Origin of the sequence: Paraburkholderia phenazinium, from assembly GCF_900142845.1 — a bacterium.
Taxonomy (GTDB): domain Bacteria; phylum Pseudomonadota; class Gammaproteobacteria; order Burkholderiales; family Burkholderiaceae; genus Paraburkholderia; species Paraburkholderia phenazinium_A.
On the sequence record NZ_FSRU01000002.1, the window covers coordinates 545,830 to 571,236 of the forward strand.

Annotated in this window: 26 protein-coding genes; 11 read left to right on the top strand and 15 right to left on the bottom strand. The window is 63.4% G+C overall.

Annotation, left to right across the window (positions count from 1 at the left end):
• Positions 1–20: 20 nt before the first annotated feature.
• Positions 21–1,796 carry a glyoxylate carboligase gene (gene gcl, locus BUS12_RS19560; protein ID WP_074298435.1) on the bottom strand — a complete coding sequence of 592 codons (1,776 nt, stop codon included), beginning with the start codon at positions 1,794–1,796 and terminating at the stop codon, positions 21–23.
• Between the two features lie 208 nt (positions 1,797–2,004).
• Between gcl and BUS12_RS19565 the strand changes: the two genes are divergently transcribed.
• The 8 genes from BUS12_RS19565 (at position 2,005) to BUS12_RS19600 (ending at position 7,825) form a co-directional block, all read left to right on the top strand.
• Positions 2,005–2,919: a substrate binding domain-containing protein gene (locus BUS12_RS19565; protein ID WP_074298437.1), complete on the top strand. Its 915-nt coding sequence runs from the start codon at positions 2,005–2,007 to the stop codon at positions 2,917–2,919.
• A 167-nt stretch (positions 2,920–3,086) separates the two neighbouring features.
• On the top strand, positions 3,087–3,461 hold the full coding sequence (rpsF, locus tag BUS12_RS19570) for a 30S ribosomal protein S6 (RefSeq protein ID WP_074298439.1): 375 nt from the start codon (positions 3,087–3,089) through the stop codon (positions 3,459–3,461).
• A 38-nt stretch (positions 3,462–3,499) separates the two neighbouring features.
• Entirely contained in the window at positions 3,500–3,799 is a 300-nt protein-coding gene (gene priB, locus BUS12_RS19575) for a primosomal replication protein N (protein ID WP_074298441.1), read from the top strand.
• Between the two features lie 2 nt (positions 3,800–3,801).
• Complete coding sequence (gene rpsR / locus BUS12_RS19580) at positions 3,802–4,077, top strand: 30S ribosomal protein S18 (RefSeq protein ID WP_074264854.1); 276 nt, start codon at positions 3,802–3,804, stop codon at positions 4,075–4,077.
• 28 nt (positions 4,078–4,105) lie between these two features.
• On the top strand, positions 4,106–4,558 hold the full coding sequence (rplI, locus tag BUS12_RS19585; protein ID WP_074298444.1) for a 50S ribosomal protein L9: 453 nt from the start codon (positions 4,106–4,108) through the stop codon (positions 4,556–4,558).
• A 127-nt stretch (positions 4,559–4,685) separates the two neighbouring features.
• Positions 4,686–6,071 carry a replicative DNA helicase gene (locus BUS12_RS19590; RefSeq protein ID WP_074298446.1) on the top strand — a complete coding sequence of 462 codons (1,386 nt, stop codon included), beginning with the start codon at positions 4,686–4,688 and terminating at the stop codon, positions 6,069–6,071.
• A 117-nt stretch (positions 6,072–6,188) separates the two neighbouring features.
• Positions 6,189–6,815 (top strand): DUF47 domain-containing protein, encoded by a 627-nt coding sequence (locus BUS12_RS19595; RefSeq protein WP_074298448.1) that lies wholly within the window; start codon positions 6,189–6,191, stop codon positions 6,813–6,815.
• Positions 6,815–7,825, top strand: a complete 1,011-nt coding sequence (locus BUS12_RS19600) for an inorganic phosphate transporter (protein ID WP_074298450.1) — start codon at positions 6,815–6,817, stop codon at positions 7,823–7,825. The genes BUS12_RS19595 and BUS12_RS19600 overlap by 1 nt, the downstream gene beginning before the upstream one ends.
• A 35-nt stretch (positions 7,826–7,860) precedes the next feature.
• Here BUS12_RS19600 and BUS12_RS19605 read toward each other — a convergent pair whose 3' ends face one another.
• The 14 genes from BUS12_RS19605 to BUS12_RS38265 form a co-directional block, all read right to left on the bottom strand.
• On the bottom strand, positions 7,861–8,667 hold the full coding sequence (locus BUS12_RS19605) for an SDR family NAD(P)-dependent oxidoreductase (RefSeq protein WP_074298453.1): 807 nt from the start codon (positions 8,665–8,667) through the stop codon (positions 7,861–7,863).
• A 151-nt stretch (positions 8,668–8,818) separates the two neighbouring features.
• Positions 8,819–9,931, bottom strand: coding sequence for a C40 family peptidase (locus BUS12_RS19610; protein ID WP_074298455.1), 1,113 nt, complete (start codon positions 9,929–9,931; stop codon positions 8,819–8,821).
• A gap of 253 nt (positions 9,932–10,184) precedes the next feature.
• Positions 10,185–12,053: a PhoH family protein gene (locus BUS12_RS19615; protein WP_074298457.1), complete on the bottom strand. Its 1,869-nt coding sequence runs from the start codon at positions 12,051–12,053 to the stop codon at positions 10,185–10,187.
• Positions 12,054–12,157: 104 nt separating this feature from the next.
• Positions 12,158–12,289 carry a hypothetical protein gene (locus BUS12_RS39665; RefSeq protein ID WP_290439575.1) on the bottom strand — a complete coding sequence of 44 codons (132 nt, stop codon included), beginning with the start codon at positions 12,287–12,289 and terminating at the stop codon, positions 12,158–12,160.
• Between the two features lie 102 nt (positions 12,290–12,391).
• A complete protein-coding gene (locus tag BUS12_RS19620) occupies positions 12,392–12,853 on the bottom strand; it encodes a peroxiredoxin (protein ID WP_074298458.1) in 462 nt (153 codons plus the stop codon).
• Between the two features lie 45 nt (positions 12,854–12,898).
• A complete protein-coding gene (locus BUS12_RS19625; RefSeq protein WP_074298460.1) occupies positions 12,899–13,795 on the bottom strand; it encodes a polysaccharide deacetylase family protein in 897 nt (298 codons plus the stop codon).
• 14 nt (positions 13,796–13,809) lie between these two features.
• Positions 13,810–14,856: a bifunctional UDP-4-keto-pentose/UDP-xylose synthase gene (locus BUS12_RS19630; protein WP_074298462.1), complete on the bottom strand. Its 1,047-nt coding sequence runs from the start codon at positions 14,854–14,856 to the stop codon at positions 13,810–13,812.
• A complete protein-coding gene (locus tag BUS12_RS19635; protein ID WP_074298464.1) occupies positions 14,853–15,788 on the bottom strand; it encodes a formyltransferase in 936 nt (311 codons plus the stop codon). The genes BUS12_RS19630 and BUS12_RS19635 overlap by 4 nt, the downstream gene beginning before the upstream one ends.
• Positions 15,785–16,837 (bottom strand): glycosyltransferase, encoded by a 1,053-nt coding sequence (locus BUS12_RS19640; RefSeq protein ID WP_074298465.1) that lies wholly within the window; start codon positions 16,835–16,837, stop codon positions 15,785–15,787. Before BUS12_RS19640 ends, BUS12_RS19635 begins: the two co-directional genes overlap by 4 nt.
• Before the next feature lie 6 nt (positions 16,838–16,843).
• Positions 16,844–17,995 carry a DegT/DnrJ/EryC1/StrS family aminotransferase gene (locus tag BUS12_RS19645; protein ID WP_074298467.1) on the bottom strand — a complete coding sequence of 384 codons (1,152 nt, stop codon included), beginning with the start codon at positions 17,993–17,995 and terminating at the stop codon, positions 16,844–16,846.
• 190 nt (positions 17,996–18,185) lie between these two features.
• Entirely contained in the window at positions 18,186–18,557 is a 372-nt protein-coding gene (locus BUS12_RS19650) for an SMR family transporter (RefSeq protein ID WP_074298469.1), read from the bottom strand.
• Positions 18,558–18,582: 25 nt separating this feature from the next.
• Positions 18,583–20,265, bottom strand: a complete 1,683-nt coding sequence (locus tag BUS12_RS19655) for a glycosyltransferase family 39 protein (RefSeq protein WP_074298471.1) — start codon at positions 20,263–20,265, stop codon at positions 18,583–18,585.
• A 224-nt stretch (positions 20,266–20,489) separates the two neighbouring features.
• A complete protein-coding gene (locus BUS12_RS19660) occupies positions 20,490–20,864 on the bottom strand; it encodes an Mth938-like domain-containing protein (protein WP_074298474.1) in 375 nt (124 codons plus the stop codon).
• Positions 20,861–21,079, bottom strand: coding sequence for a hypothetical protein (locus tag BUS12_RS38265; RefSeq protein WP_143788408.1), 219 nt, complete (start codon positions 21,077–21,079; stop codon positions 20,861–20,863). The genes BUS12_RS19660 and BUS12_RS38265 overlap by 4 nt, the downstream gene beginning before the upstream one ends.
• A gap of 193 nt (positions 21,080–21,272) precedes the next feature.
• Here BUS12_RS38265 and BUS12_RS19665 point away from each other — a divergent pair, with 193 nt between their 5' ends.
• From BUS12_RS19665 to thrC, 3 genes are all read left to right on the top strand, one after another.
• Positions 21,273–22,520 carry a pyridoxal phosphate-dependent aminotransferase gene (locus tag BUS12_RS19665; protein ID WP_074298476.1) on the top strand — a complete coding sequence of 416 codons (1,248 nt, stop codon included), beginning with the start codon at positions 21,273–21,275 and terminating at the stop codon, positions 22,518–22,520.
• 74 nt (positions 22,521–22,594) lie between these two features.
• On the top strand, positions 22,595–23,926 hold the full coding sequence (locus tag BUS12_RS19670) for a homoserine dehydrogenase (RefSeq protein WP_074298478.1): 1,332 nt from the start codon (positions 22,595–22,597) through the stop codon (positions 23,924–23,926).
• 13 nt (positions 23,927–23,939) lie between these two features.
• Positions 23,940–25,391, top strand: a complete 1,452-nt coding sequence (thrC, locus tag BUS12_RS19675; RefSeq protein WP_074298481.1) for a threonine synthase — start codon at positions 23,940–23,942, stop codon at positions 25,389–25,391.
• The last annotated feature ends 16 nt before the right edge of the window (positions 25,392–25,407 follow it).

The following is a 25,407-nucleotide window of genomic DNA, read 5'->3' on the forward strand; positions in this document are numbered from 1 at the left end:
AACAGGCCGACTGGGTGGACTCAGTCGAGCATGCTGATGGCGCTCGGCGCATCTTCGCGCTTCGCCGCCAGTTCTTCGAACTCGTTGATGGCGTCGATTTCCGTGCCCATCGAAATGTTGGTCACGCGTTCGAGAATCACTTCGACGATCACCGGCACGTTGAACTCGGAGAGCATCGACTGCGCTTTTTGCAGCGCCGGCTTCAGCTCTTCCGGCTTGAACACGCGGATCGCCTTGCAGCCGAGGCCTTCGGCCACGGCCACGTGATCGACGCCATACCCGTTCACTTCCGGCGCGTTGATGTTGTCGAACGCGAGCTGCACGCAGAAGTCCATGTCGAACGCGCGCTGCGCCTGGCGGATCAGCCCGAGGTACGAGTTGTTCACCACCACATGCACGTACGGCAGCTTGAATTGCGCCCCGACCGCGAGTTCTTCGATCATGAACTGGAAGTCGTAGTCGCCGGACAACGCCACGATAGGACGTTGCGGGTCCGCGGCACGCACACCGAGCGCAGCCGGAATCGTCCAGCCGAGCGGGCCGGCCTGGCCGCAGTTGATCCAGTTGCGGGCCTTGTAGACGTGCAGGAACTGTGCACCGGCGATCTGCGACAAACCGATCGTGCTCACGTAGCACGTATCGCGGCCGAACACCTGGTTCATCTCTTCGTAGACGCGTTGCGGCTTGATCGGCACGTTGTCGAAGTGCGTCTTGCGTTGCAGCGTGCGCTTGCGTTGCTGGCAGTCCGCAACCCACGCGCTGCGGTCCTTCAGCTTGCCGGCGGCCTTCCATTCCTTGGCCACTTCGACGAACAGTTCGAGCGCGGCCTTCGCGTCCGAGACGATGCCGAGGTCCGGTCCGAACACACGGCCGATCTGCGTCGGCTCGATGTCCACATGCACGAACTTACGGCCCTTGGTATAAACCTCGACGCTGCCCGTATGACGGTTGGCCCAGCGGTTGCCGATGCCGAGCACGAAGTCGGAGGCGAGCATCGTCGCGTTGCCGTAGCGGTGCGACGTCTGCAGGCCGACCATGCCGGCCATCAGCGGGTGATCGTCGGGAATCGCGCCCCACGACATCAGCGTCGGAATCACCGGCACGCCGATCGTTTCCGCGAATTCCACCAGCAGGTCTTCCGCGGCGGCGTTCAGCACGCCGCCACCGGAGACGATCAGCGGCTTGTCCGAATCGTTGAGCAGCGTGAGCGCGGCTTCGATCTGCTTGCGGCTTGCCTTCGGCTTGTAGACCGGCAGCGGTTCATAGGTGTCGATATCGAATTCGATTTCGGCGAGCTGCACGTCGATCGGCAGGTCGATCAGCACCGGACCCGGGCGGCCCGAACGCATCAGATGAAAGGCCTGCTGGAAGACGCGCGGCACCAGCGCCGGTTCGCGCACGGTGACGGCCCACTTGGTGACGGGCTTGGCGATCGATTCGATATCGACGGCCTGGAAGTCTTCCTTGTACAGACGCGCGCGCGGCGCCTGGCCCGTGATAGCCAGAATAGGAATCGAGTCGGCCTGAGCGGAGTACAAACCGGTGATCATGTCGGTACCGGCGGGGCCGGACGTGCCGATACACACGCCGATGTTGCCCGGCTGAGCCCGCGTATAGCCTTCGGCCATATGCGAAGCGCCTTCGACGTGGCGCGCCAGCACGTGGCTGATGTTGCCTGCCTTGCGCATGGCCGAGTAGAACGGGTTGATGGCGGCGCCCGGCACACCGAAGGCGGTATCGATGCCTTCTTTTTCGAGCACCAGCACCGCTGCGTCGACGGCTCTCATCTTGGCCATGAATGTCTCCTGAATGTCTGTGAATGCGGATCGAGGGGGTTGAGATGGACTTTAGGCCTCACCGAAAGGTTTGATAAGATCAGTGCGGGTCGCTTATTTCGAAACAAAAAGTATGGAATGACGACGAACGCAAGACGGTTGCAACCCGCTTGCGTGGGGCCGGAGTAAGCGCTGAAGCGCTAACTGCGCTCGACAATGGAGACAAGACGTGGACCGCTTCAAGCAGATCGAAACCTTCGTGCGCGTCGCCGACGCCGGCAGTCTGGCCGCCGCGGCGCTGGAGGAGGGCGTGTCGCCGGTGATCCTCGGACGGCGTATCGACGCGCTGGAAAAGCGCCTCGGCGTCAAGCTGATGTACCGCTCGACGCGCCGTCTGGTGGTGAGCGAAGAGGGCGCCGCGTTTCTGGAGCGTTGCCGCGGCCTGCTCTCGGAGTGGGATCAGGCGGAAAACGAACTGGCGGCGGGCCGCCGGGCGGTGAGCGGGCATCTGATCGTGTCGGCGCCGGCCGCCTTCGGCCGCAAGCACGTCGCGCCCCTCGCGCCGTCATTTCTTGCCGACAAGCCTGAATTGCAACTGTCGTTCAATCTGACCGACCGGGTCGTGGACCTGGTGCGCGAAGGCTACGACCTGTCGATTCGCATCGGCGGCGCGGTCGATCCGAATTTTGTGGCCGTGAAGCTGGCCTCGAACCGGCGCGTGGTGTGCGGCACACCGGCGTATTTCCGCCAATACGGCAAGCCGAAGACGCTCGAAGACCTGCCGCAGCACAACTGCCTCGCCTTCAACCTGCAAGGGGGCCAGAACCGCGGCTGGTACTTCCGGCGCAACGGCAAGCTGGCGACGGTGCGGGTCGGCGGCACGCTTGACTGCAACGACGGCGAATTGCTGCACCGCTGGGTGTCGGAGGGGCTGGGGCTCGGCTGGCGTTCGACCTGGGAAATCCAGCAGCAGCTCGCGCGCGGCGAGCTGGAAACGGTGCTCGACGAATTCGCGCTGCCGGACTACGACATCCTCGCGGTCTACCCGCAGCAGCGTTACGTGCCGGCCAAGGTGCGCTACTTCATCGACTATCTGAAAGAGGTCTACGCCAGCAAGGATTACTGGAACCGCAGCACGTATTAGGGGCGCCCGCCGCCGCCAAGGGGCTAAACCCTTGAAAACACACCCGAATCAGGCGCCCGATTAACGGGATGGCTTGCAACCCGTCCCCATTCGGGCTACAATCTTCGGCTTCTCACTTGCCACACCGGTCCAGACGCCCGGGTGGCTTTAATCCACAAGGAGTGTGTATGCGTCATTATGAAATCGTCTTTATTGTGCATCCCGATCAGAGCGAGCAAGTGCCCGCCATGATCGAGCGCTACAAGACCACGATCACGTCGCACGGTGGTCAGATCCACCGTATCGAAGACTGGGGCCGTCGCCAACTGGCCTATCCGATCGAGAAACTCGCGAAGGCTCACTACGTCTGCCTGAACATCGAATGCGACCAAACCACGCTCGACGAGCTGGAACACGCATTCAAGTTCAATGACGCGGTTCTGCGTCACCTGATCGTCAAGATGAAGAAGGCCGAAACCGGCCCGTCGCCGATGATGAAGGAAGTGCAGCGCGAAGAAGCCAAGAAGGCAGCTGCTACGCAGCCGTCCGAAGCGCAGGCTTAAGACACAGTATTTAAGCTACCAGGTAAAGCGTCGCTCTCGTGAATCGGCTGCAACTCACAGCCAGCGTCGTCGAACGCGAACCGGTGCGGTACACCCCCGCCGGCGTTCCGATCGCAAGCTGTACGTTGCAACACCGCACCGAAGTCGTCGAAGCCGGCATTGCCCGGCAAGTTGAACTGACGATGCCGGCGGTGGCGGCCGGCGAGGCGAGCGGCAAGCTGGAAAACTGTGCGATGGGCGTCGAAACGCTCTTCACCGGTTTCCTGGCAAAGAAAAGCCGCAACGCAAGAACCCTGGTATTTCACATCACAGCATTGCAGGACATTGGAAAGGACTGAACATGCCCCGCCCGACTGGTAAGAAATTCGACAAGCGTCGTCAGCAACAAAATCCGCTCTTCAAGCGCAAGAAGTTCTGCCGTTTCACGGCAGCCGGTGTCGACCAGATCGACTACAAAGACATCGAAACGCTGAAGGACTTCATCGGCGAGAACGGCAAGATCACGCCGGCGCGTCTCACGGGTACGAAGTCGCACTATCAACGCCAGCTGGATACGGCAATCAAGCGCGCTCGTTTCCTCGCGCTGGTGCCGTACACCGACCAGCACAAGGCCTAACCCGACGACGCGACAAGGAGCAATCAGAATGCAAGTTATTCTTCTGGAAAAAGTCGTCAACCTGGGCAACCTGGGCGACATCGTCAAGGTGAAGGACGGTTACGCACGTAACTTCCTGATCCCGAACAAGCACGCACGCCGCGCAACGAAAGACGCTATCGCTGAATTCGAAGTCCGCCGCGCAGAACTGGAAAAGGTTGCCGCTGAAAAGCTGGCAGCAGCTCAGGCTCAAGGCGAAAAGCTGGCAGGCTCGACGGTTCAGATCAGCCAGAAGGCTGGCGTCGACGGCCGTCTGTTCGGCTCGGTGACGAACGCCGACATCGCTGACGCACTGGTCAAGCAAGGCTTCGCAGTGGAAAAGGCGCAAGTGCGTCTGCCGGAAGGCCCGCTGAAGCTGGTCGGCGACCACGCTGTGCAAATCTCGCTGCACACCGACGTCCTCGTCGACGTGACGGTGTCGGTGCTGGGCGAACACGTCTAAGCATCATCGCAGTAGCATTTGCCAGGTAGTCTGACTGGCGAAGGGCAGGGGCCGGGTGACCGGCCCCTGCCTTTTTTGTTGGCCGGTTTGTACCCGATGGGTACCATTTGCCCGATAATTCCATCCCATGAACGCACCGTCCAAAGACCCCCAAATCGAGTCGCTGAAAGTCCCGCCGCATTCAATTGAGGCCGAGCAATCGGTGCTGGGCGGGCTGCTGCTCGACAACGCCGCGTGGGACCGCATTGCCGACTTCCTGTCGCAAAGCGACTTTTATCGCTATGACCACCGCATCATCTTCGAACACATCGGCAAGCTGATCGCGGCAACACGTCCTGCCGACGTGATCACGGTCTACGAGGCGCTCGGCACCTCGGGCAAGGCGGAAGAGGTCGGCGGGCTGGCGTACCTGAACGCGCTGGCGCAAAACACGCCGAGCGCGGCGAATATCCGCCGTTACGCGGAAATCGTGCGCGATCGCGCCGTGTTGCGGCGTCTGGTGTCCGTGGCCGACGAAATTTCGGCCGACGCCTTCAATCCGCAGGGCAAGGAAGTCCGCCAGTTGCTGGACGAGGCCGAATCGAAAGTGTTTTCGATCGCCGAAGACGGCGCTCGCGGCACACAAGGCTTTCTGGAAATCGGGCCTTTGCTGACCCAGGTGGTCGAGCGGATCGACACGCTGTACCACACCGCCAATCCGAGCGACGTGACCGGCACGCCGACGGGCTTCGTCGACCTGGACCGGATGACCTCCGGCATGCACGGCGGCGAACTGATCATCGTGGCGGGCCGTCCGTCGATGGGTAAAACGGCGTTCTCGATGAATATCGGCGAGTACGTTGCCGTCGAATACGGTTTGCCGGTCGCGGTGTTCTCCATGGAAATGCCGGGCACCCAGCTCACCATGCGTATGCTCGGCTCCGTGGGCCGGCTCGACCAGCACCGCATGCGCACGGGCCGCCTGACCGACGAGGATTGGCCGAAGCTGACGCACGCCGTGCAGAAGATGAGCGAAGCGCAAATCTTCATCGACGAAACCGGCGGTCTGAATCCAATGGAACTGCGCTCGCGGGCGCGCCGGCTGTCGCGCCAGTGCGGCAAGCTGGGCCTGATCATCATCGACTATTTGCAGCTGATGAGCGGGTCGTCATCCGGCGAAAACCGCGCCACCGAAATCTCGGAAATCTCGCGTTCGCTCAAGAGTCTCGCCAAGGAACTCGACGTGCCGGTGATCGCGTTGTCGCAGTTGAACCGGGGCCTGGAACAGCGTCCGAACAAGCGTCCGATCATGTCGGACCTGCGCGAATCCGGCGCTATCGAGCAGGATGCCGACGTGATCCTGTTCATCTACCGCGACGAGGTCTACAACCCGGACAGTCCTGATAAGGGCACCGCGGAAATCATCATCGGTAAGCAGCGTAACGGTCCGATCGGTCCCGTTCGACTCACGTTCCACGGTCAATTCACGAAGTTCGATAATTTTGCCGGCGCGCAGAATTTCTACGCCGAGTAAAGCCCTATGTGAAAGCGCTGTTGTAACGGTGCTTTCAAAAGTGCGACGGTATCCCGGTAACGGTACAATATTGCGGTTTTATGTCAGTCATGACGTGACCAAAATTCCGGGATCCCAATGTTCGGTCGATTCATGCCCACCGAGGGCAAGTTCTTTGAAATTTTTAATGAGCACGCAAAGTGCATCGTCTCGGCGAGCCACGAACTCGAGCTGCTGATCGACAATCTGCAGGACGCCGAGACCCATAAGCAGAACGTGCAGAAAGCCGAAAAGGCCGCTGACAAGCTCACGCACGAAACCATCGACCTGCTGCACAAGACGTTCATCACGCCGCTCGACCGCGACGAAATCCACAAGCTGATCACCACCATGGACGACATCCTCGACCTGATGGAGGACGTCGCCACCGCCATTTCGCTGTACGACGTGCAGACGGTGACCTCCGAGGCGAGTCAACTGGCGCATATCTGCACAGCCACGTCCGAGCGCGTGCAGTTCGCCGTCGGCCTGCTGTCGGACATGAAGCAGGCGAGCCAGATCCTGAAGGCGTGCGAGGACATCGACCGGCTCGAGTCCGAAGCCGACCGCGTGCTGCGCTCGGCCATGTCGAAGCTCTTCCGCGAGGAAGACAACGTCAAGACGCTGATCAAGCTGAAGGCGATCTACGAACTGCTCGAGACCATCACCGACAAATGTGAGGACGTCGCGAACATCATCGAAGGCATCGTGCTGGAAAACGCCTAATGCAATCGATTCAACTTGCCATCTGGGCCGTTGCCCTCCTGGTCGCCGTGTCGCTGGTGTTCGACTTCATGAACGGTTTTCACGACGCGGCGAATTCGATCGCCACGGTTGTGTCGACCGGCGTCCTCAAGCCGCAGCAAGCGGTCGCCTTCGCGGCGGCGTTCAACGTCGTGGCCTATTTCGTGTTCCACCTGAAAGTCGCGCAGACGGTCGGCAAAGGCACGATCGACCCGGCCATCGTCGATCACTACGTGATCTTCGGCGCGCTGGTGGGCGCGATCGGCTGGAATATCGTGACGTGGCACTACGGCATTCCGTCCAGCTCGTCGCATGCGCTGATTGGCGGCCTGGTGGGCGCGGCGCTCGCCAAGTCGGGCTGGCACTCGCTGAACTTCGACGGCCTGATGAAGACGGTTGCGTTCATCTTCATCTCGCCGCTGCTCGGCTTCGTGCTCGGCTCGTTCTTCATGCTGGCGGTCTCGTGGATCTACTTCCGCACGCCACCCAGCAAGGTAGACCGGCGTTTCAGGCGTCTGCAGTTGATCTCCGCCGGCCTGTACAGCCTTGGGCACGGCGGCAACGACGCGCAGAAGACCATCGGCATTATCTGGATGCTGCTGATTGCGACGGGCTATGCATCGTCGATCGCGGATGCGCCGCCGCTGTGGGTGATCGGCGGCTGCTATCTGTCCATGGGCCTGGGCACGCTGTTCGGCGGCTGGCGCATCGTGCGTACGATGGGCCAGAAGATCACCAAGCTCAAGCCGGTCGGCGGCTTTTGTGCGGAATCGGGCGGGGCGATCACGCTGTTTATCGCCTCCTTCCTCGGCATTCCGGTCTCCACCACCCACACGATTACCGGCGCCATCGTCGGCGTGGGCGCGACGCAGAAGCTGAGCGCCGTGCGCTGGGGCGTGGCCGGCAATATCGTCTGGGCGTGGATTCTGACGATTCCGGCTTCGGCCGTGCTGGCCGCGGCGGGCTGGTGGCTCGGCCACCATTTCCTGTAACTTCCGCGGCCTTTTAACGTGCCGGCGCGCTGCCTTTAAATGAGCGGCGCGCTGCCACCGTCCATCGGGACGATCGCGCCCGTCACATAGCTCGCGCGCCGGCTCGCCAGAAACAGGGCGACGTCGGCAATTTCCTCAGGCTTGGCGTAGCGCCCGAGCGGCACCTTGGCCTGACCGCGCGCCAGCGCTTCCTTGGTGTCGATGCCTTGCTGGCCGGCTTCCAGCTTCAACGCTTCCTCGACGCGCTCCGTCAAGGTCGCGCCCGGATTGATCGCGTTGATGCGGATGCCATAGCGCGCGTAGTAATGCGCGAGCCCGACGGTCGCCAGCATCAGCGCGGCATTGGCGGCGCCGCCGGCAATGTGGATGTCGCTCGCCACCTTGCCGCCCATGCCGATGATGTTGACGATCGTGCCCGGTTCGGCGGCTTCGCCGGACTTCACCCGCTCCGCCATGCGGCGCAGCACTTCCTGCTGCGGGTAAATGTACGGGAAGTATTTGGCCTCCATGGTGGCCCTGAAGGCGGCGGCGTCGAGCGTTTCCGGGTCGTAGCGGCGGGCGGCGCCCGCGCTGTTGATCAGCACGTCGATCGGGCCGACGGCGGTGCTCACTTCCTCGACGATATCGGCGGCGCCATGCGGCTCGTGCAGGTCGGCGCGCGTCAGGTGGACGTGCAGGCCTTCGCTTGCCAGTTGCTCGCGGGCGCGGGCAAGATTCGCCGGATCGCGCGAGACGATCGCCACCTTCGCGCCTTCGGCCGCGAATGCGCGGGCGCAGGCCAGGCCGATTCCTTTGCTGCCGCCCGTGACGAGCACGACTTTGTCTTTCAGTCCAAGATCCATGTTGAGCACCTGCCGTCGAAGGAATATCGGGGACGATAGCAGATAGCATAGTCGCGCGTATTCGCCGGTGCATTCGAACACGGCCGGGACCTGGGTAAGGGCGGAGCAACTGCGGGGTGACGGTGGGGCGAGGGCCGACCGCAACCTTCGCTCAGAAGTTGCCGTTCGCGAAGTGTGCGATCGGGTCGTCGCTGGACTGCGTGGGGGCGGGCGTGGCACGCGAGTTGGTCGACGCGCGCATGATCTGCACGCCGCCGCTCGATGAGACGGCCTGCTGTTCCTGCCGAACCGCGACGGAGGCGGGCGGAGGTGGTTCGAAAGCGTCGGCGGCGGCATCGATCGGGTCCGGCGCGCGGGCGACGCTCGCCGGCGCCACGGCGCCCGCTTCACGCGCCTGCATCTGCGCGGCGCTCATCGCGGGAGGCGGCGGCTCGAAGGCATCTGCGGACGCACCCACCGGCTGAGGCGCGGGCTGTACGGCAGTCGTCGTCAGCGGCGCACGCATCGTGGCAGCAACACGCTGCGGCTGGGATTGCTGCTGCGAAGAAGGCGCAATCACAGGCTCAGCCGCTGCATACGCCGGCTGTGACTCGGCTACCGGTTGCTGCGCCGGAATCACAACAGCGGTACCCGCATAGGACGCTTGCGGCTCCGCCGGCACCACCTTCTCAGGCGGGTTCGATGCCTGATAGGTCGGCGTCTCGAACGGCGTCGTCGGCGCATGAGTCGGCGCAGCCACGCGCCGGATACCATCGAAATGCTTGGCCCAATACGGATTGGTCAGATAGTCGATGCGAACCGTGCCGCCCGTCGACGGGGCATTGACGAAACGCAGCTTGCCCACATAAATGCCGACGTGCGAGTGAGGGCGTCCCGTCGTGTTGAAGAAGATCAGATCGCCGGGCGCCACTTCGTCCGGTTCGACCGACTCGCCGCTGCCGCTCATATCGGCGGTTGTGCGCGGCAGATTCACCGAGGCCGCGCGCGCCACGACATAGCGAACCAGGCCGCTGCAATCGAAGCCGCTATCGGGCGTATTCCCCCCCCAACGGTATGGGATGCCCACGAGGCTCATCGCCTGAATGGAGATTTCCTCGCGTCCGATGCTGTGATCGACGAAGTTCGGGAAGCCGGGCGGGGTGGTGCGATACGCGCCGTTGGACGCCGACGAATAGCCGCTCGAGCTGCGCGAAACCCGCTGCGGCTCGCTGGAGCAGGCGGCGAGCAGCAGAAGGATCAGCAGCGAAAAGCCAAGTCGGCGCATGAAGACAAGGCGAGCGTAAACACTCGCTTAAGGCGGGCGATGTCGCGATGGTAGCCCGTCCACCGTGGCGTGGGCAAGAAAAGTTGATAAATTACTTGAAGTTTACGCGCTAAGTGTTGCACGACCGGAACGCGCAAGCGGACCTTTCTCCCCTCCCCGAAGCGTACGCGCAGACGAAAAAAAGCCGCGTCCGGTGTGACCCGGGCGCGGCTTTTGTATCGCTCAGCCGGAAATGCGACGCTGCTAACGCGGCCTACAGAATATCCGACGCGTAATCCGCCAGACGCGAGCGCTCGCCGCGCGCCAGCGTCACATGCCCGCTGTGCGCCCAGCCCTTGAAGCGGTCCACCACGTAGGTCAGACCCGAACTGCCTTCCGTCAGATACGGCGTATCGATCTGTGCGATGTTGCCGAGACAAATGATCTTCGTGCCCGGACCGGCGCGCGTGACCAGCGTCTTCATCTGCTTCGGCGTCAGGTTTTGCGCCTCGTCGATGATCAGATACTTGTCGACGAAGGTCCGGCCGCGCATGAAGTTCATGCTCTTGATCTTCAGGCGCGAGCGGATCAGTTCCTGGGTCGCAGCACGGCCCCATTCGCCGGCGGCGTCGTCGGTCTTCTGCAGCACTTCGAGGTTGTCGTCGAATGCACCCATCCACGGCTGCATCTTTTCCTCTTCCGTACCCGGCAGAAAGCCGATGTCTTCGCCGACCGGCACGGTGGCCCGCGTCACGATGATCTCGTTGTAACGCTTGTCGTCGAGCACCTGCGCGAGACCCGCCGCCAGCGCGACGAGGGTCTTGCCGGTGCCGGCCTGACCGAGCAGCGTGACGAAGTCGATCTCCGGATTCATCAGCAGGTTGAGCGCAAAGTTCTGCTCGCGATTGCGCGCCGTGATGCCCCACACGTTGTTCTTGTGGTGGCCGTAGTCGCGCAAGGTCTGCAGGAGCGCGGTCTTGCCGTTCAGCTCACGCACCAGCGCGTGGAATGCCGGCTCGCCGTTCTGCGGTTCCAGATAGACGAACTCGTTGACCAGCATCGAGGCGCACAGCGGACCGGTCACGCGGTAATACGTGGTGCCCGTCTTGGTGTCCTGCCAGCTCTCCATGCCCTTGGCGTGCTTGGTCCAGAAATCCTGCGGCAGCGCGCGGATACCGGAATAGAGCAGATCCTTGTCTTCGAGAACCTGGTCGTTGAAGTAGTCTTCAGCGGGCAGACCCAGCGCGTGCGCCTTGATCCGCATGTTGATGTCTTTCGACACCAGCACGACCTGGCGATCGTTGCGGTCGCGTTGCAGCGCGCGCACCACACCGAGGATCTGGTTGTCCGCCTTGCCTTGCGGCAGGCCTTCGACCGGTTCGATGGAGGTCAGCTCGGTCTGGAAGTACAGGCGTCCGGCGGCCTCGCGGCTACCGAGGCGCGACAGCGAAATGCCTTCCGACATATCGCCGCCGTTGGCGACCAGCGCGTCCAGCGTGCGGCTGACCTGACGCGCGTTGCGCGCGACTTCCGACATGCCTTTCTTGTGGTTGTCGAGTTCTTCCAACGTCATCATCGGCAGATAGACGTCGTGTTCCTCGAAACGGAACAGGCAGGTCGGATCGTGCATCAGCACGTTCGTGTCGAGCACGAACAGCTTGCGGGTTTCGACCTGTTCGGCCGTATTGCCGCGCTTTCTCGTGGTGCCGCGCGTGGTGGCGACCGGAGCAGCGGTCGCGCTGGGTGCCGGCTGCTTGCCGGCCCGCGCGACGACGGGTTCCGCCGTGGCGGGCTGTGCAGGCTCGACGCGTGCGCTTTCCTGGCGCGCCGCAGGAGCCGGCACCGGTTGCAGCAATGCAGCGGTCTGTTTGGACTTGCGGCTGCGAGCCGGAGCGGCCGGCTCGGTGCTGGCGGAAGGAGCGGACGAAGCAGACGAAGAAGCAGGAACCGGCCGCAACGTGGAGGCTGCATTGGCAGCGCGCGCCATGGGCGTGGCGACGCTGACGGGGCCGAAATCGGCCGACTCTGCTTGCTCCCCTTCGGTCGCCTGTTTTTTGGCGGACCGGGCCGGCGTGGCTTTAGCCTTGTATTCGTCAGCCGGTAAGAGATTGCCGAGCTTGCTGGGTGCGGTAGGCAAAGGCATGGTTTCCCTCGAAAAAATCGGGTCACATATCGTGCGCCGCCTGTCGCATTCTGCCGGTGTGCCGGATGGCCCACGCAGTTTGCGCCCGGAGGCGCGCTTTCGGTCTAGAGATGCCGGTTCGCCTGGTTTTCGATCGGCTCCTTGACGAGAGCGCGTGGCCGAAGAAATGAACGGCTTCGCGCAATTAAAAAAGCCGCCGCCCCGGCAAACGGGGCAAGCGGCTCGACTTCGGTCATCGCGTTGCGCCTCTCTGCCTCAACCACAGAGGCATGATGTACGGCGCAGCCGCGGAAAGAATGGGGTGGACAGGCACTCATTGCAGCCCAATATAACGCGCCTCACAGCGCTTGTACAGCCTCCAGAATTTCATCGACATGACCTGGTACTTTCACGCCACGCCACTCCTGGCGCAGGACGCCCTCGCTGTCGATGACAAACGTGGAGCGTTCGATTCCCCGTACTTCTTTGCCATACATTTTCTTCATTTTGATGACGCTGAAGAGCGCGCAAAGCGTTTCTTCCGGATCCGAGATCAAGGGGAAGGGCAGTTCGAGCTTGGCCTTGAAGTTCTCATGCGAGCGCAGGCTATCGCGCGACACGCCGAGAATTTCGGCGCCGGCCTTTTTGAACTTCGGATACAGGTCGCGGAACTGCAGACCTTCGGTCGTGCAGCCCGGCGTGTTGTCCTTCGGATAGAAATACAGCACCACCTTCTTGCCCCGAAGACTGGACAGCGTGATCTCGCCACCGGTTGCGGGGGCGGTAAAGTCGGGGACGGGTTGGTCGACTGCGATGGGCACGAGGTTCTCCGGTTGTTATGGTCAGGCTGATTTACCGCGACCGGCTCACGAGGGCTGGACGATCAGCTCGCCGGAGCGGCCTGTAATCTCACCCCAGGTGACAGGGTACGATGGCAGCGTGCTGCGGTCCAGCGCGGCGTGATAGTCGCCCATGGTCGCAAACGTGTGGCCTTGAGCCCGCCAGCCTTCCAGCAGTTGTTCGAAGATGGGCGCGAGCTTTTGCCCTTCGAGTTCGGCGTGCAGCGTGTACACCTGGTCGTGCGGATTGTTCTCGGTGCGCTTCAACATCCACGCCGCGACGTTGTCCAGTTCGACGCCGTCGACACCCAGCACTTCGTCGAGCGTGGGCAGCGTGGTGGGCATCTGCACATGCGCGAGCGTCTTGCCGTCCACCACCGGGAAATACGGCGAATGGCCGCGCCCATCGGACGCATACTGCATGCCCCAGGCGTCGATCTGCTCGAACGCATGACCGTTCATCTGCCAGCCGGCTGCGCCGTGCGTGGCGGGCGGCGTGCCGAAGATCTCGACGAAACGCTCATGGCTCTTCTGCATCTGCGCGACGGTCCAGTCGCGCTCCCGCGTGCGCACGTTGTCCTGCCAGTAGACGTGGTCCCACGTGTGGATGCCGCATTCGAAGCCGGCTTCGTGGATCGCGCGCATCTCCGACGAGGCCCGCGCGCCGATATCCGGCCCCGGCAGCAGTACGCCGTACATCAGTTGCTTGATGCCGTAATGCTCGACCACCGAGGTACGCGACACCTTCTGCAGAAAGCCCGGCCGCAACACGCGGCGCATCGCCCAACCGGTGTGATCGGGCCCGAGGCTGAACAGGAAGGTGGCGCGCGCCTTGAAACGGTCGAAGATGCGGGCGAGATTCGGCACGCCTTCGCGGGTGCCGCGCAGCGTGTCGACGTCGATCTTCAGGACGATACGAGGCAAGGATCAGTCCTTGATTATTGCTGTTCGACAAGCGCGCGCGCTTCGCCGACATGGCCGCGATACGCTTCGAAAATCTTGCGCAGCGCTTCGTCGAAGGTCGACTTCGGCGCCCAGCCGAGTTCCTGCATCGTGTTGTCGATCTTCGGCACGCGGTTCTGCACGTCCTGATAGCCCGCGCCGTAGTACGCGCCCGACGAGGTTTCAACCAGTTGCACCTGCTTGGCGGTTTCCGCGTATTCCGGGAATTCCGCGGCGAGCGCCAGCATCTTGTGCGCGAGTTCGCGCACCGAGAAGTTGTTGGTCGGGTTGCCGATGTTATAGATCTTGCCGGTGGCGACACCGTCCTTGTTCTCGATGATCTTCATGAGGGCGCCGATGCCGTCGTCGATATCCGTGAAGGCGCGCTTCTGCGCGCCGCCGTCGACGAGGCTGATGTTCTCGCCGCGCACGATATGGCCGAGGAACTGCGTGACCACGCGCGAGCTGCCTTCCTTCGGCGTGTAGATCGAGTCGAGGCCCGGGCCGATCCAGTTGAACGGTCGGAACAGCGTGAAGTTGAGGCCTTCCATGCCGTAACCCCAGATCACGCGGTCCATCAACTGCTTCGAGCATGCGTAGATCCAGCGCGGCTTGTTGATCGGGCCGTACGACAGTTGCGACTCTTCCGGGTCGAACTGCTCGTCCGTGCACATGCCGTAGACCTCGGAGGTGGACGGAAACACGAGGTGCTTGCCGTACTTCACCGCCGAACGCACGATGGGCAGGTTCGCCTCGAAGTCCAGTTCGAACACGCGCAGCGGCTGCTTGACGTAGGTGGCCGGCGTGGCGATCGCGACGAGCGGCAGGATCACGTCGCACTTCTTGACGTGATACTCGACCCACTCCTTGTTGATCGTGATGTCGCCTTCGAAGAAATGCATCCGTTCGTGATTGATGAGGTCGCCAAGGCGCTCGGTCTGCATGTCCATGCCGAACACTTCCCAATCGGTCGTTTCGAGAATGCGTTTGGACAGGTGATGGCCGATGAAGCCGTTGACACCCAGAATCAGGACTTTTTTCATGAATGACGGGAAGATTGAATGAGCTGGGTGAATTCGGCTGGGGAGACGACGGACTCGCTGCCCTCGTGCTGGCGCCGCAATTCGTGGATGGCGATGGCGCGGCCATCGCCGCACACCGCAAAAACGGCATTATCGCTTACGTGGAGGCCCAGGGGCAAATCCGAGCGGAGCGCGCCGGGACGCGCGAGGCGCGCCCGCGCGACGATAAGGCGCTGGCCGTCGAGCTCCGTGAAGGCACCCGGATAGGGCGGCGCCACCGCGCGAATCAGGTTGTACACGTCCTGGGCCGGCTGGCTCCAGTCGATCCGGCCGTCTTCGGGCTTGCGCCCGCCGAAGTAGCTGCCGTGCGCCAGATCGTTCGGCAGATGCGGCGCTTCGCCGGCCAGCAGCGCCGGCAGTACGCGCCACAGGGTTTGCTCGGCGGCCACGGTGACCTTGTCGAACACCTGCGCGGCGGTGTCGTCCGGGAGGATTGGCACGGGCGTCTGGGCGATGATCGCGCCCGCGTCGGGCTTGGCGGCCATTTCGTGCAGGGTCGCGCCGGTTTCGGTTTCGCCCTTCAACACCGCCCAGTTGGTCGGCACCCGGCCGCGATACTTCGGCAGGAGCGAGCCGTGCATGTTGTAGGCGCCGCGCGCGGCGAGCGCGAGCAGGTCGACCGGCAACATGTGACGGTAGTAGAACGAGAAAATGAAGTCCGGGCGCGCGGCGCTGACCGCGGCGCGCAGCTCGGCGCTCTTCGGATCGGCCGGCGTCACCGTGGGAATGCCGTAGCTCGCGGCGACCGAGGCCACGCTGCCGAACCAGATGTTTTCGGTCGGGCTGTCCTCGTGGGTGACGACCAGCGCCACGTCCACGCCGCGCGCGAGCAGCACCTGCAGGCAGCGCACGCCGACGTTGTGATACGCGAATACGACCGCGCGTGGTTTCATGGATTCGGTCCCTGATCGATGAGCGGCGCGGGCTGGACCGCCTGCACCACGGCCTGGCGCGGCGTCTCGGTGACGGTGGCGCCGTTGCGCTGCTCGAGGATCGTCTGCACCAGATAACGGGGACGGGCACGCACCTGCTGGTAGATCCGCCCAATGTACTCGCCGAGCAGCCCGAGCGCGAAAATGATCACGCCGAGCAGGAAGAACGTGATGGCGAACAGCGTGAACACACCTTGCACTTCCGCGCCGATGATGAAGCGGCGAATCAGCAGCAGCACGAACAGCGCCGCGGAGCCGAGCGACAGGATCACGCCGATGAACGACAGCCATTGCAGCGGCACGACCGAGAAGCCGGTCACGAGGTCGAAGTTCAGACGAATCAGCGAGTACAGCGAATACTTCGATTCGCCGGCAAAGCGTTCTTCGTGCGCCACCTCGATTTCCACCGGATTCTGCGCGAAGGTATAGGCCAGCGCCGGAATGAAGGTATTGATTTCGCCGCAGCGGTTGATCGTGTCGATGATGTGACGGCTGTACGCGCGCAGCATGCAGCCCTGGTCGGTCATCTTGATGCGCGTGATGCGCTCGCGCAGGCGGTTCATGGCGCGCGAGGCCTTGCGGCGCCACAGGCTGTCCTGACGCTGCAGGCGGATCGTGCCCACGTAGTCGTAGCCTTCGCGCATCTTGTTGACCAGCTTGCCGATTTCTTCCGGCGGATTCTGCAGGTCGGCGTCGAGCGTGATGACGATCTCGCCGCGCGACTGCTCGAAGCCGGCAAGAATCGCCATATGCTGGCCGTAGTTGCCGTTGAGCAGGATCACGCGCGACGTATCCGGCCGTTTGCGGAACTGCTCGGCCAGCAGCGCGGCGGACTTGTCGCGGCTGCCGTCGTTGATGAAGATCACTTCGTAGGCGGTGCCGAGCGCATCGAGCGCCGGATACAGGCGCGCGAACAGCGCGGCCAGTCCGGCCTCCTCGTTGTACACCGGGATGATGACCGAAACTTCCGGCGTATCAGACATCGGGGAGCGATGTTCCGTTTGACTCATTTCCGCTTATTTTCCGTATTGTTCGCAAATTTCATTGACCGCCTGGCACACGCGCGCCACGTCGCCTTCGTTCATCAGCGTGAAGAGCGGCAGCGTGACCGTGGTGCGCCCATAGTGCTCCGCATGCGGGAACATGCCTTCCTTGAAGCCGCGCGCACGGTACAGCGAGAACAGGTGGATCGCCGGGTAGTGCACGCCCGAGCCGATGCCGCGTTCCTTCAGTTCGCCCATGAAAGCCGCGCGCTCGATCGACAGTCTGTCGAGCGGCAGCGTGATCTGGAACATGTGCCAGTTGCTGTTTTCGAAGTCAGCAAGCGGCAGGCCCATGCCCAGTCTGACTGCGGCGCCGCCTTCGAAACCCGCGAAGTAGGCCCGTACGAGTTTCTTGCGCTGGGCGAGGAAACGCTCCAGATGCGGCATCTGGCCGAGGCCCACGCGTGCGGCCACGTCCGTGAGATTGTATTTGCCGCCGAGCACGTCGCAGTCCATGCCGTCGAAGCCCGTGCGGGTAATGCCCTGCAGCCGGTACTTCTGGGCAAGGATGGCTTCTTCCTCGTTGTTCAGCACCAGCGCGCCGCCTTCGATCGACGTCAGGTTCTTGTTGGCGTGGAAGCTGAACGAGACGATGTCGCCGAGCTTGCCGATGCGTTCGCCTTTCCAGGTGGAGCCGAATGCCTGCGCGGCGTCCTCGATCACGCGCAGCTTGTGGGCGCGGGAGATTTCGTAGAGGCGATCCATGTCCACCGGCAGGCCCGACAGGAACACCGGAATGATCGCCTTGGTGCGCGGCGTGATGGCCTTCTCGAGCAGATCCAGATCGATGTTGCGGGTCTTCGGATCGATGTCGACGAACACCGGCGTCGCGCCAACCTCGTAAATCACGTTGCTGGTGGAGACCCACGAGGCGGGCGTGGTGATGACTTCGTCGCCCACGCCGACCCCGGCGATGCGCAGGCCGACTTCGAGTGTCGCCGTGCCGGAGTTGAAGGTCCGCACAGGACGGCCGCCGCAGAATTCCGACAGCGCGGCTTCGAACTTCTGGTTCTGCGGGCCGGTGGTGATCCAGCCGGAGCGGAGTACTTCGGCCACGCCCTGGATGGTCTCTTCATCGATTTCCGGACGGACAAACGGCAAAAACGGGACTGATGACTGGCTCATGAATGCTTCGCTCGAAAGAAATAAGGGCGGCAACCAACAAGGACGGTGACCTGCAAGGATACTTCGGCAACCCGGGGCGCACTCAACGAGTATGACGGCGCCTCTGCCAGGGTGTTACCACCCCTTACCGGCCGGCTTGCTGCGCCGGCACGCAACCGTAACAGACAGCTTGCGGCAACCGGTGCGGCGCCTAGCTGCGCGCCAGCACGACGACGCCAATCAGGATGATGCCGATTCCGATCAGCCGCTGGACGGACAGCACCTCGCCGAACAGATACCAGGCCGCGATCGCGTTGACGACATACCCGAGCGACAGCATCGGATAGGCGATCGACACATCGACCCGCGACAGCCCGACCACCCACACCGCGACGCTGATGACATAGCAACCCAGCCCGCCGATGATCGGCAATTGCGTCGCCAGCTTGAAGCCGATGGGCAGGATGTTCGCACGGGTGAATTCGAAGTGTCCAACGGCATTCGTGCCGGCCTTCAGCAACAACTGCGCGCAGGCGTTCAGCGCGACGCCGGCAAGAATACAAAAGAGCGAAATCGGATTCATCAAGGGTTCAGGTCCTGATATGGGGTCAGTGCTGCGGTTTTTCTACAATCACGCGCCGCGAGTCGCGGGCGACGACTTCCATTGGCACATGTTGCGCCAGCAGCTTCTGGTACCGGTCCGGCGGCAGCAGGGCGAGGGCGTAGCGGTCCGCGTCCCAGCGCTGGACCCACTCGTCGACCGTCGGCACCCACTTCTGCGGTTCGACGGACACGCCGAAGGCCAGTTCGTCCGGATGTTCGACCATGATCATGGTGTGATCGACGTAGAACGGCAACGTGTGATCGAGCACGCCGACCGAGTAGAACGGCGTGTCCGGTGGCAGTTTGGCGATGGCGGCCTTGATGGCGGGGGCAAGCGGCGCGCCGGAGCTCAGGCGGCCGAACACGTCGTGCCCGGTGCCGGCGATGGTGCCGAGCAGCAGCCAGGCGGCGCCGAAGGTCGCCACAGCGCCGACGATGCCGCCGCGGCCGCGGCGGTTCAGCCACAGTGCGGCGAGCGTCAGGACAAAGGCCACGCCGAGGGCGGCCAGCACCCAGACGCGATAGGCGACGTACAACTCGGTGGGATTGCGGTCGTCGCCGAGACGGCTCATGAACAGCGCGCCGACCGCCGCCACCACCAGAAACGCGGCGTAGCCGGCCAGATGGCGGCGCAGCGTGGCGGGCGTGACGAGCGGCAGGTACAGGCCGATCAGCAGCGCCAGCGCCGGAGCGATGGGCAGCGTGTACGACAGCAGTTTCGAATGCGACGCGCTGAAGAACAGGAAGATGAACCCGGACCACACCAGCATCATCGTGACCGGCGAGAAGCCGTTCGGCTGGCGCGGCAGGCGCAGCGCGTGGCGGATGCTCTGCACGCTCACCGACAGCCACGGCAGGAAGCCCACCAGGATCACCGGCACGAAGTAGTAGAACGCGCCGGGGCGGTTCTGTTCGGGCGTCAGATAGCGCTTGAACTGCTGGACGATGAAGAAGAAGTTCAGGAATTCCGGATTGCGCTGCTGCACCAGCACGAACCACGGTGTGGCGATCGCGAAGAACAGGATCACGCCGCCGATCAGGTGCAGCCGCTTCCAGACCGCCCAGTCGCGGGCGATCAGCGTGTACAGCACCAGCACCGCGCCCGGCAGGATCACGCCGATCAGGCCTTTCGACAGCACCGCCAGCGCCATCGACGCCCAGCATAGCCACATCCACAGCCGCACCTGCCCGCCCGGCAGGTTGGGGCGCTGCGCCAGCAGCAGGGCGCACAGGGTCAGCTCCATCCAGAACGACAGGCCCATGTCCAGCGTGTTGAAGTGGCCCATCAGGTTCCAGTACGGCGAGGTCGCCAGCACGATCGCGGCGAACACGCCGGTGGCCGCGTTGAACACCCGCGCGCCGGTGTAGCCGATCAGCAGGACGCCCGCGAAGCCGGTCAGGGCGGTGTAAAGCCGGGCCTGCCATTCGCCGATGCCGAACCACGCGAAGGTCAGCGCGTTCATCCAGGTTTGCAGCGGCGGCTTCTCGAAGTACTTGTAGCCGTTGTAGCGCGGCGTGATCCAGTCGCCGGTCAGGAACATCTCGCGGGCCATTTCGGCGTAGCGGCCCTCGTCGCTCGGCAGCAGATGACGCCAGCCGAGCGGCACGAACCAGATGACGGCGAGAGCGAGCACCAGAAGCAGGAGGGTGCTGCGGTTGAGCGGTAGCCGGGAAGGCATATCGTTCATGGGTGGTTAGCCTGTTCTTTTGCGACGCCGCACAGGCGGCGTTTCGGTGTTGTTAGGAGCGGACGGCCGGTTGCGTGCGGCCGGTCGCGCAACGTCGCTTGCGGAGGGCCGCTTGCGGACGGCGAGTCCCGCGCGCCGCCGGGATGCGCAGGGTCGGTCGGCGGTTGACGCGCAGCTTACGATACCGGCAAGGCACGGGATCACGGCCGGCGTCACCGTGCCGGTTATGCTTCGATCAGCAAGGCGGCCGCGACCTTGCGGCCCTCGGCCATCAGAATGTTGTAGGTGCGGCAGGCGGCCTTGAAGTCCATGGTCTCGACGCCGATCCGGTGCGCGGCGAGCGCGGCGGTCAGGCGCGGATGCGGGAAGCGCAACCGGTCGCCGCTGCCGAACACCACCACTTCGGGCGCCGGTTCGATCAGCATCGCGAAATGCTCGGGGGTCAGCGCTTCGAAAGAAGCCACCGGCCAGGCGATGACGGGCGTCTCGGGCATCACGAGGATGCTGCCGGCATGGCGCTGGAGGTTGATTTCGACATAGCCGGCGCCGTAGCCGGTCACGGTGTTCAGGGCGCCGCTGGAATCCTGGTGTAATTTCAAATTCGTTTTCCGAAGTCGTTCTTTCCGGACTGCATGCACTTGGTGCATTGCGGAAGTCGGCCAAAATCCGCTAAATTATAACTTTTTAGCCGCCCGACGGCGCCCCTTGCTTCGCGTGCCGTCATAAGCCGCACCCGAAGCCGCTGCCGGACACCGGTCAAGGTGCCGGATCCGGCATGGCCGAACAGCTTGCCGGGCAGCTTGTCAGGCACCATACCAGGCGCTCGCTTAAGATTTCCTGAGGGTCCCCTGACCGGTTCCCTGAAGCACCCCGAGCACCCCGGCGCAATCCGCCGCCAGCCCGAATCAGACCCGTCCGCGGGAGTGCGCCTGAAATGGCCGCTTCGTGTCCAGACGCCTCCATGCCCCGTGTGTTGCGGGTCGGCCCCATTATTTACCCAGGATGAAGTGCCCGCCGTGAAACCGATTCTCAAATCCAACAAGCTGTTGAACGTCTGCTACGACATCCGCGGGCCCGTCCTCGAACATGCGAAGCGGCTCGAAGAAGAGGGCCACCGCATCATCAAGCTGAACATCGGCAATCTCGCGCCGTTCGGCTTCGACGCCCCGGACGAGATCATCCAGGACATGATCCTGAATCTGCCGGGCTCGTCGGGCTATTCCGACTCCAAGGGGGTGTTCGCCGCACGTAAGGCGATCATGCATTACACCCAGCAAAAGGGTGTGCACGGTGTCGAGCTGGACGATATCTACATCGGCAACGGCGCGTCGGAGCTGATCGTGATGGCTATGCAGGGCCTGCTCAACGACGGCGACGAAGTGCTGCTGCCGGCGCCGGACTACCCGCTGTGGACGGCGGGCGTGAGCCTGTCGGGCGGCACGCCCTTGCACTACCTTTGCGACGAAGCGAACGGCTGGATGCCCGATCTGGACGATATCCGCGCCAGGATCACGCCGAACACGCGGGCGCTGGTGGTGATCAACCCGAACAACCCCACCGGTGCGCTGTACTCGGACGAGCTGCTGCTCGGCCTGATCGAGATTGCGCGCCAGCACGGCCTCGTGATCTTCGCCGACGAGGTCTACGACAAGATCGTCTACGACGGCAAGCAGCATACGTCGATGGCGGCGCTCTCCGAAGACGTGCTGACGGTGACCTTCAACAGCCTGTCGAAGAGCTACCGTTCGTGCGGCTACCGCGCCGGCTGGATGTTCATCTCGGGCCTGACCGGCGAGAACCGCCGCCGCGCCAAGGATTATTTCGAGGGGCTCGGCATTCTCGCGTCAATGCGCCTGTGCCCGAACGTGCCCGGTCAGTATGCGATCCAGACCGCGCTGGGCGGCTACCAGAGCATCAACGACCTGATCGTGCCGAGCGGCCGCCTGTACAAACAGCGCCAACTCGCGTATGACATGCTGACGGCGATTCCCGGCGTGACCTGCGTCAAGCCGGAAGCGGCGCTGTACATGTTCCCGCGCCTCGATCCGAAGATGTACCCGATCGAAGACGACCAGCAGTTCATCCTGGAGCTGCTGCTGGCCGAACGGGTGCTGCTCGTGCAAGGCACTGGCTTTAACTGGAAGACGCCGGATCACTTCCGTGTCGTGTTCCTGCCGAATGTCGACGACCTGGCCGATTCGATCAACCGGATCGCCCGTTTCCTCGACGGCTACCGAAAACGTCATTCGGTCTGACGCGCCGGGCACCTCGCCCGCGCACAGACCCCGACACCCGTTTCCCTTAATCCTTACTCGAAAACACACGCTGCATGGAACCGATCAAAGTTGGACTGCTGGGCTTCGGCACGGTGGGCAGCGGCACCTTCACGGTACTGCGCCGCAACCAGGAAGAAATCAAACGGCGCGCGGGGCGCGGCATCGAGATTGCGCGCATTGCCGTGCGCAATCCGGCCAAGGCCACGGCCGCGCTCGGCAGCGCAGCCGGCACGGTGGAGGTCACCGATAGCTTCGACGCCGTGGTCGACGATCCATCCATCGACATCGTCGCGGAAATGATCGGCGGCACGGGCATTGCGCGCGAGCTGGTGCTGCGCGCCATCGCCAACCGCAAGCACGTCGTGACGGCCAACAAGGCCTTGCTGGCGGTGCACGGCACCGAGATCTTCGAAGCGGCGCGCGCCAACGGCGTGATGGTGTCGTTCGAAGCGGCAGTGGCGGGCGGCATTCCGATCATCAAGGCGCTGCGCGAAGGCCTGACGGCGAACCGGATCCAGTACATCGCCGGCATCATCAACGGCACGACGAACTACATCCTGTCGGAGATGCGCGACCGCGGTCTCGATTTCGCAACCGCGCTGAAGGCCGCGCAGGAACTCGGTTACGCCGAAGCCGACCCGACCTTCGACATCGAAGGCGTGGACGCCGCGCACAAGGCGACCATCATGAGCGCGATCGCGTTCGGCGTGCCGGTGCAGTTCGACAAGGCGTACGTCGAAGGCATCAGCAAGCTGGCGGCGATCGACATCAAATATGCCGAAGAACTCGGCTACCGGATCAAGCTGCTGGGCATTGCGCGACGCACCGACAAGGGCATCGAACTGCGCGTGCATCCGACGCTGATTCCCGAGAAGCGCCTGCTGGCGAATGTGGAAGGCGCGATGAACGCGGTGGTGGTGCATGGCGATGCCGTCGGCACCACGCTGTACTACGGCAAGGGCGCGGGCGCCGAGCCGACGGCTTCGGCCGTGGTGGCCGATCTGGTGGACGTGACGCGCCTGCACACCGCCGACCCGGAGCATCGCGTGCCGCATCTGGCGTTCCAGCCGGACAGCCTGTCGAACACGCCGATCCTGCCGATCGAGGAAGTGACGAGCGGCTACTACCTGCGCCTGCGGGTGGCGGACGTGACCGGCGTGCTCGCCGATATCACGCGCATTCTCGCGGATACGGGCATCTCGATCGACGCGCTGCTGCAGAAGGAATCGGAGCAGGTCGACGCGAACGGCAAGGGCGAAACCGACATCATCCTGATCACGCACGAAACCGTGGAAAAGCACGTCAACGCGGCGATCAGGAACATCGAGGCACTGGCGACCGTGGTGTCGCAGGTGACCAAGCTGCGCATGGAAGCGCTGAACTAGGCCAGAGACCGATATGAACTACCTTTCCACGCGCGGCGCCGGAGCCGGCGAGCGCCATACGTTTTCCAACATCCTGCTGGGCGGTCTCGCCAGCGACGGCGGCCTGTACCTGCCCGCGGAATACCCGCACGTCTCGGCGGACGAACTGGCGCGCTGGCGCACGCTGCCGTACGCGGATCTCGCCTTCGAGATCCTGTCGAAATTCAGCGACGATATTCCCGCCGACGACCTGCGCATGCTCACGCGCCGCACCTACACGGCGGCGACGTATTGCCATGTGCGCGACGACGAAAGCGCCGAGCAGATCACGCCGCTGAAGACGCTCGGTGTCGAGAACGGTGCGCCGTTGTCGCTGCTGGAGTTGTCGAACGGGCCCACGCTCGCGTTCAAGGACATGGCGATGCAGTTGATCGGCAATCTGTTCGAGTACGCGCTGGCCAAGCATGGCGAGACGCTGAACATCCTCGGCGCCACCTCGGGCGACACCGGCAGCGCCGCCGAGTACGCCATGCGCGGCAAGAAGGGCATTCGCGTATTCATGCTGTCGCCGCACAAGAAGATGAGCGCGTTCCAGACGGCGCAGATGTACAGCCTGCAGGACCCGAACATTTTCAACCTCGCGGTTGAAGGCAATTTCGACGACTGCCAGGACATCGTCAAGGCTGTTTCGAACGATCACGCCTTCAAGGCCAGGTACAAGATCGGCACGGTCAATTCGATCAACTGGGCGCGCGTCGTCGCCCAGGTCGTGTATTACTTCAAGGGCTACTTCGCGGCCACGAAGTCGAACGACGAGCGGGTGTCGTTCACGGTGCCGTCGGGCAACTTCGGCAACGTCTGCGCGGGCCATATTGCGCGGATGATGGGTCTGCCGATCGAGAAGCTCGTGGTGGCCACCAACGAGAACGACGTGCTCGACGAGTTCTTCCGCACCGGCATCTACCGCGTGCGCAAGGCCGCTGAGACGTATCACACCAGCAGCCCGAGCATGGATATTTCGAAGGCGTCGAATTTCGAGCGCTTCGTGTTCGATCTGCTGGGGCGCGATCCGGCGCGCGTGCTGCAGTTGTTCCGCGACGTCGAGGAAAAGGGCGGCTTCGATCTGGCGGCGAGCGGCGATTTCGCGCGGGTCAGGCAGTTCGGCTTCGTGTCGGGCCGCAGCAGCCACGCGGACCGCGTCGAGGCGATCCGCGACGTGTTCGAACGCTACGACACGATGATCGACACCCACACGGCTGACGGCCTGAAGGTGGCGCGCGAGCATCTGCAAGCGGGTATCCCGATGATCGTGCTGGAAACCGCCCAGCCGATCAAGTTCGGCGAGACGATCCGCGAAGCGCTGCTGCGCGAGCCGGAGCGGCCGGCGGCGTTTTCCGGGCTCGAGTCGCTGCCGCAGCGCTTCGAGGTGCTGCCGGCGGACGTGCAGCGTGTGAAGGACTTCGTTGTCGCGCATGCGGGCGACTGAGGGGGATTCGGGTTAT